Annotated in this window: 15 protein-coding genes; 7 read left to right on the forward strand and 8 right to left on the reverse strand. The window is 31.0% G+C overall.

What is annotated here, in order from left to right:
• The first annotated feature begins 79 nt into the window (after positions 1-79).
• Both ACVC2P_RS06855 and ACVC2P_RS06860 read left to right on the forward strand, forming a co-directional pair.
• A complete protein-coding gene (locus ACVC2P_RS06855) occupies positions 80-1063 on the forward strand; it encodes a LuxE/PaaK family acyltransferase (RefSeq protein WP_452597734.1) in 984 nt (327 codons plus the stop codon).
• 100 nt (positions 1064-1163) lie between these two features.
• Positions 1164-1622 carry a YHS domain-containing (seleno)protein gene (locus ACVC2P_RS06860; protein WP_452597735.1) on the forward strand — a complete coding sequence of 153 codons (459 nt, stop codon included), beginning with the start codon at positions 1164-1166 and terminating at the stop codon, positions 1620-1622.
• A gap of 101 nt (positions 1623-1723) precedes the next feature.
• On the opposite strand, the gene ACVC2P_RS06865 is transcribed toward ACVC2P_RS06860, so the two are convergent.
• Entirely contained in the window at positions 1724-2104 is a 381-nt protein-coding gene (locus ACVC2P_RS06865) for a hypothetical protein (RefSeq protein ID WP_452597736.1), read from the reverse strand.
• A gap of 8 nt (positions 2105-2112) precedes the next feature.
• Positions 2113-3423: a tyrosine--tRNA ligase gene (gene tyrS, locus ACVC2P_RS06870; protein ID WP_452597737.1), complete on the reverse strand. Its 1311-nt coding sequence runs from the start codon at positions 3421-3423 to the stop codon at positions 2113-2115.
• A gap of 87 nt (positions 3424-3510) precedes the next feature.
• Between tyrS and ACVC2P_RS06875 the strand changes: the two genes are divergently transcribed.
• The gene (locus tag ACVC2P_RS06875; protein WP_452597738.1) at positions 3511-4521 is read left to right on the forward strand and encodes an NAD-dependent epimerase/dehydratase family protein; all 1011 of its coding nucleotides are present in this window, start codon (positions 3511-3513) and stop codon (positions 4519-4521) included.
• Between the two features lie 5 nt (positions 4522-4526).
• On the opposite strand, the gene ACVC2P_RS06880 is transcribed toward ACVC2P_RS06875, so the two are convergent.
• Genes ACVC2P_RS06880 through ACVC2P_RS06890 form a run of 3 tightly spaced genes read right to left on the reverse strand, consistent with a single transcriptional unit; the run spans position 4527 to position 7131 of the window.
• Positions 4527-5015 (reverse strand): DUF4296 domain-containing protein, encoded by a 489-nt coding sequence (locus ACVC2P_RS06880; RefSeq protein ID WP_452597739.1) that lies wholly within the window; start codon positions 5013-5015, stop codon positions 4527-4529.
• Positions 5016-5051: 36 nt separating this feature from the next.
• A complete protein-coding gene (locus ACVC2P_RS06885; protein WP_452597740.1) occupies positions 5052-6401 on the reverse strand; it encodes a dihydroorotase in 1350 nt (449 codons plus the stop codon).
• 7 nt (positions 6402-6408) lie between these two features.
• Positions 6409-7131: a polyprenol monophosphomannose synthase gene (locus tag ACVC2P_RS06890; RefSeq protein ID WP_452597741.1), complete on the reverse strand. Its 723-nt coding sequence runs from the start codon at positions 7129-7131 to the stop codon at positions 6409-6411.
• 183 nt (positions 7132-7314) lie between these two features.
• Between ACVC2P_RS06890 and ACVC2P_RS06895 the strand changes: the two genes are divergently transcribed.
• Together ACVC2P_RS06895 and ACVC2P_RS06900 are read left to right on the forward strand one after the other, a co-directional pair.
• Complete coding sequence (locus ACVC2P_RS06895; protein WP_452597742.1) at positions 7315-7962, forward strand: DUF4271 domain-containing protein; 648 nt, start codon at positions 7315-7317, stop codon at positions 7960-7962.
• A 26-nt stretch (positions 7963-7988) separates the two neighbouring features.
• On the forward strand, positions 7989-8735 hold the full coding sequence (locus tag ACVC2P_RS06900; protein ID WP_452597743.1) for a uroporphyrinogen-III synthase: 747 nt from the start codon (positions 7989-7991) through the stop codon (positions 8733-8735).
• A 210-nt stretch (positions 8736-8945) separates the two neighbouring features.
• Here ACVC2P_RS06900 and pckA read toward each other — a convergent pair whose 3' ends face one another.
• Complete coding sequence (gene pckA / locus ACVC2P_RS06905) at positions 8946-10559, reverse strand: phosphoenolpyruvate carboxykinase (ATP) (protein WP_452597744.1); 1614 nt, start codon at positions 10557-10559, stop codon at positions 8946-8948.
• A gap of 66 nt (positions 10560-10625) precedes the next feature.
• Complete coding sequence (locus ACVC2P_RS06910) at positions 10626-11015, reverse strand: DUF423 domain-containing protein (RefSeq protein ID WP_452597745.1); 390 nt, start codon at positions 11013-11015, stop codon at positions 10626-10628.
• Positions 11016-11186: 171 nt separating this feature from the next.
• Between ACVC2P_RS06910 and ACVC2P_RS06915 the strand changes: the two genes are divergently transcribed.
• The gene (locus ACVC2P_RS06915) at positions 11187-12551 is read left to right on the forward strand and encodes a saccharopine dehydrogenase family protein (protein ID WP_452597746.1); all 1365 of its coding nucleotides are present in this window, start codon (positions 11187-11189) and stop codon (positions 12549-12551) included.
• 96 nt (positions 12552-12647) lie between these two features.
• Complete coding sequence (locus tag ACVC2P_RS06920) at positions 12648-13118, forward strand: Lrp/AsnC family transcriptional regulator (protein WP_452597747.1); 471 nt, start codon at positions 12648-12650, stop codon at positions 13116-13118.
• Positions 13119-13225: 107 nt separating this feature from the next.
• Here ACVC2P_RS06920 and ACVC2P_RS06925 read toward each other — a convergent pair whose 3' ends face one another.
• Positions 13226-14176 carry a T9SS type A sorting domain-containing protein gene (locus ACVC2P_RS06925; protein ID WP_452597748.1) on the reverse strand — a complete coding sequence of 317 codons (951 nt, stop codon included), beginning with the start codon at positions 14174-14176 and terminating at the stop codon, positions 13226-13228.
• Between the last annotated feature and the right edge of the window lie 32 nt (positions 14177-14208).

Raw genomic sequence — 14208 nt, forward strand, 5'->3', positions numbered from 1 at the left:
AGCTTTTCACTTTTAAAAGGAGCGTTATCTTGTGGTAACGCTCTTTTTTTTATTTATTTTTGCTTGGTAATAATTCTCAATGGTAGACCCTAATCGTATTTTTAATATTAAAACAGAAGCTGAGTTTACAAGTTTAGCTCTCGAGGTTTTTCGATACCAATTCGAAAACAATTTGGTATACCGTTCTTTTTGCGATTTATTATACAAGCATCCAAGCGATGTTAAGTCTGTAGAAGAGATTCCGTTTTTACCTATTCAATTTTTTAAATCACATACAGTTTTAAGTGACTCAAAAAATACTATAAAAAAAATATTTTCAAGTAGCGGAACTACAGGAAGTATAACAAGCAAGCATAATATTACTGATTTATCTATTTACGAAAAAAGCTTTACTAAAGGCTTTGAAGATACTTATGGAGCTATTGAAGATTATGTTATACTAGCATTATTACCTAGTTATTTAGAGCGAGAAGGGTCCTCTTTAATCTATATGGTAGATTCCATGATAAAGCAATCTCAACATCCCGAAAGCGGGTTTTATCTAGATAATTTAATAGCGTTAAGCAACACCTTAAAGCGATTAGATAACGAAGGTAAAAAAGTACTGTTAATTGGTGTTTCTTTTGCTCTTTTAGATCTAGTAGAATCTTATACATTTAACCTCCATAACACAATAATTATGGAAACGGGAGGCATGAAAGGTAGACGCAAAGAGTTAATTAGAGAAGAGTTACACCTTATTTTAAAAACTGGTTTTGGTGTACCGCATATACATAGCGAATATGGCATGACAGAATTGTTAAGTCAAGCTTACTCTAAAGGTAATGGTATTTTTAATTGCCCCAATTGGATGCAAGTTCTAACAAGAGATCCAGAAGATGCCTTGAATATTCAAACTACTAATAAAACTGGCGGTATTAATGTTATAGATCTAGCTAACGTTAACTCTTGTTCCTTTATAGCAACACAAGATTTAGGAAGAATACATAGAGACAATAGTTTTGAAATTATTGGACGTTTTGACACTAGCGATATTAGAGGTTGTAATTTGATGGTATTATAATCCAGTATAAGATTATATTCTAAGCATAGCACTTAATTAATTTTGTAATATTTCGATAACATATACGACTTACTGCTAGTAACCGCGTATAGAAAAACACATGCTACAGTTTAAAAAAATAAGTTTAATACTACTCTTAATCCTCGGAGCTATTGCTGCACAAGCTCAAAACGATTATTACACAAAAAAAGGATATGCTATAGAAGGCTATGATTTAGTCTCTTATTTTGAAAATAAAGCCGAAAAAGGAGATAAATTATACACTACATCTTATGATGGTGCTCGTTTTATGTTTGCTTCTCAAAAACATTTAGATTTATTTTTAAAGAATCCTAAACAATACTTACCCCAATATGGTGGATATTGTGCTTATGCTATTGCAGAAAAAAACAAAAAAGTTTCTGTAAACCCAAAAACCTTTGAGATTAGAGATAATAAACTCTATTTATTCTATAATTCTTGGGGAAATAACACTTTAAAACTATGGCAAAAAAATATTTTGAAAGGTTTGCAAAAAAAAGCCGACCAAAATTGGGACACTATAAAAAAAATTGATTGATTAAAGTTTATATAGTGTTATGAGAAAGAAAAATTAGTTTTAGTTGGTTGACTAATTTTTTAGAAGCCTGATTGCCTCTCAGCATTCAGGCTTCTCGATTTTTAGTCTATTTTTATCATAACTTTTTCTACAATAGCATTAGAAATTTCATTAATATGTTTACAGACTATTTTATTACTTGAAATCTCAGATATTTCTATAGTAAACACTTGTCCAATTAAAATTTTATGTTCGGCATTATCAACCTTATAAATAGTTGTTCTATATTTACAATCTGTTAACCATTCAACTTTGCTTGTATAGCTACACTTAAAAGACTTATAAGTGCTAATCTCTACAGAATCATTTCTAACAACAACTAAATCCTCATAATCCTTATCTAAAAATTTAAAAGTACCTACTTTAAAATTTTCACATTTTTCTTGACCTAAAACTGGCAATGAAAAAATGGTTATTAATATAATAATGATGTTCTTATTCATTAAAGAACTTAAACAACTCTTAAGATGTAAGTATTACGTTTCCCCTTATTTAGCACCACGTATTTATCGTGTATTAAATCGGAAGAAGTAATTTTATAGTCTTCTTTTACTTTATTCTTATTTACAGATACTGCATTTTCTTTTAATGCCCGACGTGCTTCTCCATTACTTGCTAAAAAGTTAGTTTTTGCAGCAAGCGCAGCAATCATATCTAAACCTTCTTCTAAATCTGCTGTTGTTATTTCTGCTTGTGGCACTCCTTCAAAAACATCTAAAAACAAGTTTTCATCTAGTGTTCTAATGTCTTCATTAAAAGTTTTACTAAATAAAATACCTGATGCTTTCTTAGCGTTCTCAAAATCGTTTTTAGAATGTACAAACGTCGTTACTTCTTCTGCTAAACGTTTTTGTAGTATACGTAAATGAGGCGTTTCATTATGTTCTGCTATTAAAGCATCTATAGTGTCTTTATCTAAAAATGTAAAGATTTTTATATATTTTTCTGCATCTGTATCAGTTGTATTCAACCAAAATTGGTAGAATTTGTAAACTGATGTTTTATCTGCATCTAACCAAACATTTCCGCCTTCACTTTTACCAAACTTAGAGCCATCTGCTTTAGTTATTAATGGGCAAGTCATCGCGTACGCCTTTGCAGTATCGTCTCCTACATTCATTCGCCTTACCAACTCAGTTCCTGTAGTAATATTACCCCACTGGTCGCTTCCTCCCATTTGTAATTTACAACTCATGGCTTTGTGTAAATGGTAAAAATCGTAGCCTTGTATTAATTGGTATGTAAACTCTGTAAACGACATTCCTACATTGCCTTCTTCTCCAGATAAACGCTTCTTTACAGAATCTTTTGCCATCATGTAATTTACTGTAATACGCTTACCTACATCACGCGCAAAATCGATAAAAGAAAAACCTTTCATCCAATCGTAATTATTAACTAATACAGGCGCATTTTCATTAGAAGAATTAAAGTCTAAAAAACGAGATAAAACATTTTTTATTCCCGCTACATTATGAGCCAAAGTCGCTTCATCTAATAAATTACGTTCATCACTCTTTCCAGAAGGGTCTCCAATCATTCCAGTAGCTCCACCAACCAAAGCAATTGGTTTATGCCCAGCTTTTTCTAAGTGAACTAATAAAATTATTGGCACTAGGCTTCCAATATGTAAAGAATCGGATGTAGGATCAAAGCCAATATAGGCTGTTGTCATCTCTTTATTTAATTGTTCTTCTGTTCCTGGCATGATATCGTGTACCATTCCTCTCCAACGTAATTCTTCTACAAATTTATTAGCCATCTTGCTTAATTTTATTTTAACAATAGCAAAGATAAAAATCAATGCATAACTAGTAAGCAATATTGAATAATTCTTTACTTTAGTACTATGATTTTAGTAACTGGAGGAACAGGATTAGTTGGTGCTCATTTATTATATCGCCTAGCTAGCGAAAAACAACAGGTTAGGGCTATATACCGAAATGAGAAAACATTTAAAACTGTAAAGCGTATTTTTTCTTATTATTCTAAAGATGTGACTTCTCTTTTTAATAGTATAGAATGGGTTAAAGCAAATTTAAATGACATCCCCGCACTTACAGATGCATTTAAAGACATTACTCATGTTTACCATTGTGCTGCTTTAGTCTCTTTTGAGCCAAACAAATTTGATCTTTTACAAAAAACTAATATTGAAGGCACTGCAACAATTGTTAACCTGTGTATTAGTAATAATATAAAGAAACTATGTTATGTAAGTTCTATTGCTGCTTTAGGGCAATCCATAAATAACACTCCTATATCTGAGACCTCTGAATGGAATAACGAGGCTGAACATGATGTGTATGCCATTAGTAAATATGGTGCGGAACTAGAAGTATGGAGAGGAACCCAAGAAGGTGTTAATGCTGTTATTGTTAACCCAGGTGTAATTATTGGCCCTGGTATATGGAAATACGGAAGCGGTTCTTTAATTACAACGGTACACAAAGGCTTAAAGTATTACACTTCTGGAAGCTCTGGTTTTGTTGGTATTTATAATGTTATAGATAGTATGGTAGAGTTAATGAATAGTAATATAAAAAACGAACGTTTTATATTAGTTTCTAACACATGGAGCTACAAGCAGTTTTTAACAACCTGTGCAAATAATCTACAAGTAGAACCACCTAAAAAAGAAGCTACAAATAGCTTACTACAAATAGGCTGGAGATTAGATTGGTTAAAACATAAACTAACAGGCAAGCGAAGGAAGTTAACTAAGCAACTTGTAAAATCTTTATCCACAACTACCGTTTATGACAACTCTAAACTTAAATCGTATATAGATATTAAGTCTAAGCCTTTAAACTACACAATAAAAAAAGTTTGTGATTTCTATTTAAAGGATATTAACTAGGCTTTTTATTTAGGCTCTTTTGGCACTGGCTTAACTCTAGATTTTTTATTTTTAATAACACCTTTATTTACAGTGTTATTCTGTAATTTTACAGAGGCTTTTTTTCTTGCTGCTTTAACCGAGTCGTCTTTAGCTTTTTTTTCAGCTTCTTCTATAAGTTTATATTTATCTCTTAATTTAGTTAAACTATCTTTTACTCTTATGTATATACTTTCGTACTTTTTAATATTAAAAGAATAGTATTCATTATTTTGTACAAATAGTAAACTATCTATATTATTTTTCTTGTAGATATATTCATCGGGTATAATACCATTATTTTCAAATCGTTTTTTATTTACTCCTTTTGCAGAGGAAACAATAGCCATATCTACCAAAACAGCGACCATTTCATCCTCAGATAATAATCGTTCTGGTTTCTCTGGCGGCTGCACTTTGTAGCAAGCATTTAATAATAGCAATGCTAGTAAGTATAAAATTCCTTTTGTTTTCATGTCTCTACAAATAAACTACTCGATTATAATTTAGCTCTATTCTCTATTAAAAGTTAGTTGTTTTGCATATTTAGTATCGTAAAACTTAAAGTTTTTATATGCTAAACCTCCATTTACAAACGTATGAGAAATTCTAGATTTAAAGGTTGTTCCTTCAAAAGGAGACCAACCACATTTATATAAAATATTTTCTTTAGTTACTGTCCATGGATTATTTAAATCTACAATAACCAAATCTGCATAGTACCCCTCTTTTATATAACCACGTTTTTCTATTTGAAATAATATAGCAGGATTATGGCACATTTTTTCTACTATTTTCTCTATAGAAATTAATCCTTTATGATGCATTTCTAACAACGCAGGTAAGGCGTGTTGTACCAAAGGCCCTCCTGAAGGGGCTTTAGTATATACATTGTTTTTTTCTTCTAATGTGTGCGGTGCATGATCTGTTGCAATAACATCTATTCTATCATTTAATAACGCTTTTAAAAGCTGTTCTCTATCTTTTTCTGTTTTTACAGCGGGATTCCATTTTATATGTGTCCCTTTTTCTTCATAATCTTTATCACTAAACCATAAATGGTGTATACAAACTTCTGCCGTAATTTTTTTATCTTTTAAAGGTATTTTATTAGAAAACAATGCTGTTTCTTTTCCTGTAGATAAATGAAAGACGTGTAATCTAGCTCCTGTTTTCTTTGCTAATTCTATAGCTTTAGAGGATGATATATAACATGCTTCTTCACTACGTATAATAGGGTGCATATTTACAGGAATATCATCTCCATAACGTTCTTTATAAATCTCCATATTAGCCCTAATGGTCGCTTCATCTTCACAATGTACAGAGATTAACAAATCTGTACTAGAAAATATTTTTTCTAGCACTTCTGGGTTATCTACAAGCATATTTCCTGTAGACGAGCCTAAAAATAATTTTAACCCAGCAACTTGTTTCACATCTACTTTTAAAATCTCTTCTAAATTATCATTGGTTCCTCCAAACATAAATGAATAGTTTGCATATGCTGTGTTTTTAGCAATCTCAAACTTATCATTTAACTTTTCTATTGTTGTTGTTTGTGGGTTTGTATTTGGCATTTCTATAAAGGAAGTTATGCCACCTGCAACTGCTGCTCTAGATTCTGTTTCTATATTTGCCTTATGCGTTAAGCCAGGTTCTCTAAAATGAACTTGATCGTCTATAGCACCTGGAATTACGTATTTACCTTCTGCATCAAAAACATGAACATCTGCAGATTTTGCACTAATGGACTCACTAATTTCTTTTATATAATCTCCTTCTATTAAAATATCGCCATTAAAAATAGTTCCTTCATTTACTATTTTAGCATTTTTAATAAGTGTAATTCTTTGGTTCATTTTTCGATTATTTTTTAAATAAACTTTTAAATTTCATTGTTATAACTCCAAATATTGCTTCAGAAATAATTCCTGAGCTCAATTTAGATTGTCCTTTAGTTCTATCTGTAAAAATCACAGGAACTTCTACTATTTTAAATTGTTTTAAATACGCTTTAAATTTCATTTCTATCTGAAAAGCATACCCTACAAACTTTATCTCATCAAGGTTTAATGCTTCTAAAACACTTTTCTTATAACATACAAACCCTGCTGTAGTGTCTTGAATACGCATACCAGTAATTAACCGAACATAAATTGAAGCACCATAAGATAAAATAACTCTACCTAGGGGCCAATTTACAACATTTACACCTTTTACATACCTAGAACCGATGCTAACATCTGCTCCTTCGTTTGCACAAGCCTTATATAACCGTTCTAAATCTTTAGGATTATGAGAGAAATCGGCATCCATTTCAAAAATGTAATTATAATCTCTTTTTAAACACCATTTAAAACCATGAATATACGCCGTACCTAGTCCTGACTTTTCTTTTCTAGATTCTAAAAACAAACGATTAGGATGTTCTTTTTGAAGTGTTTTCACTTTTTCTCCTGTTAAATCTGGAGAATTGTCGTCTACTATTAACACATCGAATGCTTTCTCTTGAGCAAAAACCGCTTGTATAATGGCTTCTATATTCTCAATTTCATTGTAAGTAGGAATAATTACAACTGCGTCTGGCATTGATAATTTTTATTTTGTAGCAAATGTACATTTTTTAACACACACGTTTTTTAAATATTTCTTAATATTAATAAGTCTTTTAAAAGAAAAAAATTAACAATACCACCTTATTAGAATAATAATTTTAGAGTAAAACTAAAGAAAGTTATAACAAATTCTAAATAAATATAATAATTTTGAAACATGTTAAGAGATATCATTTCTACCGAAATTTTCACGATATTAATACTAATTGGCTTACTATTTGTTGCCGCTGCAAAATTACTACACCCAAAACGGTTTAATGATTTTGCATCTATTGTTATTAATTTTAAATACTTAAAAGTCTATTCTAGAGATCAAAAGTTTTTAGATGGTTTTGAAGCATTATTATTTAGCAATCTTGTTATAGGCTTATCTATTTTTAGCTATCAATTTTACACAAAAAGTAAAACCATTATTGATGCTTCCCATATATTATTATATAAAATAGGGGCTGCAATTGCTTTATTTATTTTAATAAAAGTGTTATTAGAACGCTTAATTAGTAGTGTTTTAAGCATGGAGTCTATTATTAACGATTATTTATTTCAAAAAATAAGTTATAAGAATTATATAGGTCTATTACTAATTCCTATTAATGGATTCCTCATTTACTCTTTAAAACCTGATGCTCTTACATTTACAATTGTCTTTGGTTTTTTAGCAATTATTAATTGTATTGGAGCGCTTTCTTTTTTTAAACGCAATCAAAGTCTAATTAATAATAATTTCTTTTATTTTATTTTGTATCTTTGCGCACTCGAAATTTCGCCTTACGTGATTTTGTATAAGTTAATTACAAACATTTAAGAGTATAAAAATTAAAGCTATTAAGTATGAAAGTGAAAACAATTTTAGTCTCGCAGCCAGAACCTAAAATAGAAAATTCTCCTTATTTTGATCTTTCAGAAAGACAGAAAGTAAAAATAGACTTCCGCCCTTTCATTCATGTAGAAGGTGTGCCTTCTAAAGAAATTAGACAACAAAAAATAGATTTATCTAAATTTACTGCTATTATATTAACTAGTAGAAATGCTGTAGATCATTTCTTTAGAGTTGCAGAAGAAATGCGCTTTAAAGTTCCAGATTCTATGAAATATTTCTGTCAATCTGAAGCAGTCGCTTACTATTTACAAAAATATGTTGTCTACAGAAAGCGTAAAATTTATGTAGGTAAACGTACTTTTGCAGAGTTATCGCCTCTTATTAAAAAATATAAAGACGAATCGTTTTTACTACCAGCTACAGATAAATTAAAGCCAGCTGTACCTAAAATATTAAACGATTTAGGGGTTAACTGGAGAGAAGCTGTTTTTTACAAAACTGTAATTAGCGATTTATCTGATTTAGAAAATGTAACTTATGATATTCTTGTATTCTTTAGCCCATCTGGTATAGAATCTTTATTTCATAATTTTCCTAATTTTCAACAGAATGATACACGCATAGCTGTTTTTGGTAACACCACAATAAAAGCTGTTGAAGCTAAGGGATTACGTGTAGATATTGCTGCACCAACACCAGAAACACCATCGATGTCTATGGCTTTAAAAAAATATATAGAATCTGTAAATAAGAAATAAACTTAGATACATATTAATACTTAAAAAAAGCTTCTCGATTGGGAAGCTTTTTTATTTAATATACAAACAGTTATAACCTATAAAGCATTCTTTAGCTTATTAATATAAAGTAAAGTCTCATTTACAACGTTTTGTTTACTTATTTAAATAACAAACCCTTAGAGCTACTATACTTTAAGGGTTTGTTATTTATATATAAAGAAATCTTTATTACGACCTCACATTTGGAGCTCCTGCTAAAATATCGGCATTAGCATTGTCTTCAAATTGTTTAAAGTTATTTTTAAATGATACTGCTAATTTATCTGCAGTATTATAATACCCTTCATCATCATTCCATGTTTGTCTTGGGCTTAATACTTCTGTTGGTACGTTAGGGCAAGTTCTAGGTTGCTCTACTTTAAATACAGAGTGTATGTGGTAGTTTCCTTTATTTGCTTCTTCTAAAGAGCCATCCATAGCCGCAGTAATCATAGCACGTGTGTACTTTAATTTCATTCTACTACCAACGCCATAAGGACCTCCTGTCCATCCTGTATTTACTAACCAAACTGTTACGCCTGCTTCTTGCATTTTTTGGCTTAACATTTCTGCATATTTAGTAGGATGTAATGGCATAAATGGTGCTCCAAAACATGCAGAGAAACTTGGTACTGGCTCAGTAATTCCAGCTTCGGTTCCAGCTACTTTAGCTGTATATCCAGAGATAAAGTGATAAGCCGCTTGACCTGGTGTTAATTTAGAAATTGGAGGCAGTACACCAAAAGCATCTGCTGTTAAAAAGAAGATGTTTTTTGGGTTTTTTCCTATTGATGGTACTTTAATATTTTCTATATGGTTAATTGGGTAACTTACTCTTGTATTTTGAGTTATAGAGGTATCTTCAAAATCCACCTCTTTAGCATCATTCATGATTACATTTTCAAGAATGGCACCTCTTTTAATTGCTCCATATATTTCTGGCTCTTGTTCTGCCGATAAGTTAATTACTTTAGCATAACAACCTCCTTCAAAATTAAATACTGTATTCTCACTAGTCCAACCATGCTCATCGTCACCAATTAAGCTTCTATCTGGATCTGTAGATAACGTTGTTTTTCCTGTTCCAGACAACCCAAAGAAAATAGCAGTATCTCCTTCTTTACCAACATTTGCACTACAGTGCATTGGCAATGTATTTTTAAATACTGGTAATATAAAGTTTAACGCAGAGAAAATACCTTTTTTAATCTCTCCTGTATAACCAGTTCCTCCTATTAAAGCTATTTTTCTAGTAAAATCTAGAATAGCAAAATTATGCTGGCGTGTTCCGTCTTCTTCAGCATTTGCCATAAAACCAGGCGCATTTACAATAGTCCATTCTGGAGTAAAATCTTTCAATTCTTCCTCAGTAGGGCGTAAAAACATATTTGAGGCAAACATGTTACTCCATGGATACTCGTTAATAACACGAATATTTAATTTATAATCTTCGTCTGCGCAGGCATAACTATCTCTTACAAAAACCTCTTTGTTAGATAAATAGTTAGTAACCTTGTCATATAATTTTTGGAACTTATCCGCATCAAAAGGGATATTAATATCTCCCCACCAAATACGGTCTTTTGTAATATTGTCTTTTACAATAAATCTATCCATTGGCGAACGCCCAGTAAATTCTCCTGTATTAACAGCTAAGGCTCCAGAAGAGGCTTCAACACCTTGCCCCTTGGCAATTGTAGTGTTATGAAGTTGGTCTGGGGTTAGTTGATATTGTACGTTAGCATTCTTGATTCCGTACTTTTCAAGCGAAATCGTTTTCGTAGATTGTGTATGGTTTACCATAATTTAGTTATCTTGTTTAAGATGCAAAATTAATGATTATTATAAAACTAGATGTTAAAAAATAAATTAATTATCTACATTCCTTACAAAGCCAAGCCCCATAACTATCCAAGCGATTATTAAAAGTAGTCCTCCTATAGGAGTTATTAATGCAATTTGTTTAAAGTTGAATCCTGAAAGAGTGTTTGTGGCTAATCCGTAAATAGAACCTGAGAATAATAAAACGCCAGCAATAACAAGAAAAAACACTCGCTTTTTTGTTTGTATTGTTAGCTTGTCTACAGTTCCTACAAACAATAACATAAACGCATGGTACATTTGATAACGCACCCCGGTTTCAAAAGACAGTAATGCTTCTTCTGTTATTAATTCTTTTAAACCATGAGCTGCAAATGCTCCTAAAACAACGCTTAAAACACCTAATATAGAAGCGGTAATTAAAATTTTTTTATTCATTTTTTATTTATTTAATAATGTTAAATCTCTAGTATATAGCTAGACTATTTTGTAATAGTATTATGTAGTGGTTTATAATAAATATTTATATTTTGAGTTTTTATAACAGTTACATTTTACTACATTCGTTTTCTTAAATTTAAACACAAAATTACTTAACATATATCGATTATGCGAAAGATTTTAATTATTGGTTCAGGAAAATCGGCTTCTTATTTAATAAAATATTTTTTAGATAAATCTGAAAGTGAAAACCTCCACATTACTGTAGGAGACTTAAGTATTGATAATGCTAAAAAATTAACAGGAGATCATAAAAATGCAACAGCAATTACATTAGATGTTTTTAATGAAGACTCTCGTGTTAGTGCTATTAAAAATGCAGACATTGTTGTTTCAATGCTACCAGCACGTTTTCATATTGAAGTTGCTAAAGATTGTATTACTTACGGTAAAAATATGGTTACAGCTTCTTATGTAAGTGAGGAAATGCAAGCTTTAGATGAAGATGCAAAAGCTAAAGGTCTAATTTTTATGAATGAAATTGGAGTAGATCCAGGTATAGACCATATGAGTGCTATGCAAGTTATAGACCGTATTACAGATAAAGGTGGTAAAATGATTTTGTTTGAATCGTTTACTGGTGGTTTAGTAGCGCCTGAAAGCGATAATAATTTATGGAACTACAAGTTTACTTGGAATCCAAGAAATGTTGTTGTTGCTGGGCAAGGAAGCGCTGCTAAATTTTTACAAGAGGGTACTTATAAGTACATTCCTTATAATCGTTTATTTAGACGTACCGAATTTTTAGAAATAGATGGTTATGGCCGTTTTGAAGCTTATGCCAATAGAGACTCTTTAAAATACCAAAGTGTGTATGGTTTAGAGGACATTAAAACTTTATACAGAGGTACTATTCGCCGTGTAGGGTTTTCTCGTGGCTGGCAAGTACTAGCAGCTTTAGGCATGACAGATGATAGTTATACTATAGACGATAGCGAAAACATGAGCTATAGAGATTTTGTAAACTCCTTTTTACCTTACAGTCCTACAGATTCTGTTGAATTAAAGTTTAGGCATGCTATTAAAATTGACCAAGATGATACAATTTGGGACAAGTTTATTGAGTTAGATATCTTTAGTTCAACAAAAATGGTAGGATTAAAAAAGGCTACACCTGCTCAAATTCTTCAGAAAATTTTGATGGATAGTTGGACTTTAGATGAAGATGATAAAGACATGATTGTTATGTACCATAAATTTGGTTACGAGCTAGATGGTAAAAAACATCAAATTGATGCTACTATGGTTACTATAGGGGAAGATCAAACTTATACTGCAATGGCAAAAACAGTAGGCTTACCTGTAGCTATGGCAACTATGGCTATACTTAATGGAAAAATTAAAACACCAGGTGTTTTAGTACCAATTACTAAAGAGGTATACGAACCTATTTTGCAAGAGCTAGAGGATTATGGCATTGTTTTTAATGAAAAGGAGGTTCCTTATTTAGGTTATAATCCTTTAAACGTTTGAAGAGCACCTAATACAGTTGTTTTTTCTAATGTATTAGAGTTACAGTCTTAAATGCTTTTAGTACTTTTATATATTAATATGTAAACGTTATAGGTTTTGAAAGTAATAAACAGAAACATCCATATAGATGGTATTGATAAAAAGATACTTCGTGCATTAATGAGTGATGCTCGAACGCCAGTTTTAGAAATAGCTAGGCAAGTGGGTATTTCGGGAGCTGCCATACACCAACGTTTACGTAAATTAGAAAAATCTGGATTAATATCTGGCTCTAAGTTTATAATAAATCCTAAAGTTTTGGGTTACACCACTATGGCTTTTGTTGGTATTTATTTAGATAAGGCTATTAGCAATCCACAAGCCGTAAAACAGCTAAAAAAAATACCTGAAGTTTTAGAATGCCACTACACTACAGGAAATTGGAGTATTTTAATAAAAATTTTATGTAAGGATAATGCACATTTAATGTATTTATTAAATAACGATATTCAGTCTATAACTGGTGTTTCTAGAACAGAAACTTTTATTTCGCTAGATCAACAAATCGAACGACAGATTAAAATATAATTAGAGATTAAAATGTAGAATATATTTTATACCTAAAAACAAAAAACTCCTAATTAATTAGGAGTTTTTTTGTTATATATTATTTTGGTAATAGCTTATATAATATACTATTTAATAATTAGTTTCTTAACTGTTGAAGCTTCATTAGATGTTAACGTCATTAAATACATTCCAGAAGATAAAACAGAACTTAAATTAAGTGTTTTACTTTCTGTCATTCCATTTAAGTTATATGTAGCAACAACGCGTCCATTTAAATCTGACACTTGTACTTTATCTAAAGCAATTCCAGAGTTTCCAATGGTAATTAAACCGTTTGAAGGGTTTGGTGTTACTGTAAAGGCATTATCCAATGTAAAGTTTTCTGTAGATAATGTAGAAGATACTGCATCAACAGAAATATCATCAAATATCATTTCTTCTTGAGATCCTTCAGAGCTAAATAAAAATCGTACTACTAAAGAAGTTCCAGCTCCTGGAAATGATACATTTATTAATTGATCTCCTGCAGATTGATCTATTACTTGATCTCCTGCATTACCAAGAGTCCCATCATTGTTAGTATCATAATAAAAAATACCTGATCCGTTCGTTGCTCCACCTGTGCTAATAATGGTGCTAAACGCTCCTCCATCTATAGATACTTGTACTCGTAAGAAATCAGCAGCTTCATATCTGTTCCCATCTGCACCTCTTGGTGCTGCAATTCTAACTTGCACAGACATATCAACAGCTCCTGCAATATTAATTGGGCTTGTATCTATACGATGTTGTCCAAAAAAACCAGCTCCATCTATATCTTCTAAAGCAATAGCATTTCCCGAAATACCACTTACTGTATTCCCTAAAGGTAATGAAGAAGGATTAGCTCTTACTATATAATCTGTTCCAGTAGTAGCAAAAGCTACTGCCGTACCTCCAGCATTATATAATTGATAAGTATCAAAATCTGTCCCTTCAAAATCTTGCGTATAAAGGTTTACTTGAGAGTATGCTAAAACACTACATAGCATAAAAGTAAAAAGTGTTGTAATTTTTAAAAAGTAATTTTTTTTCATAATAGCCTATTTAAATTTAACTACAAAGGTAC

The organism is Pontimicrobium sp. MEBiC01747, assembly GCF_053601635.1.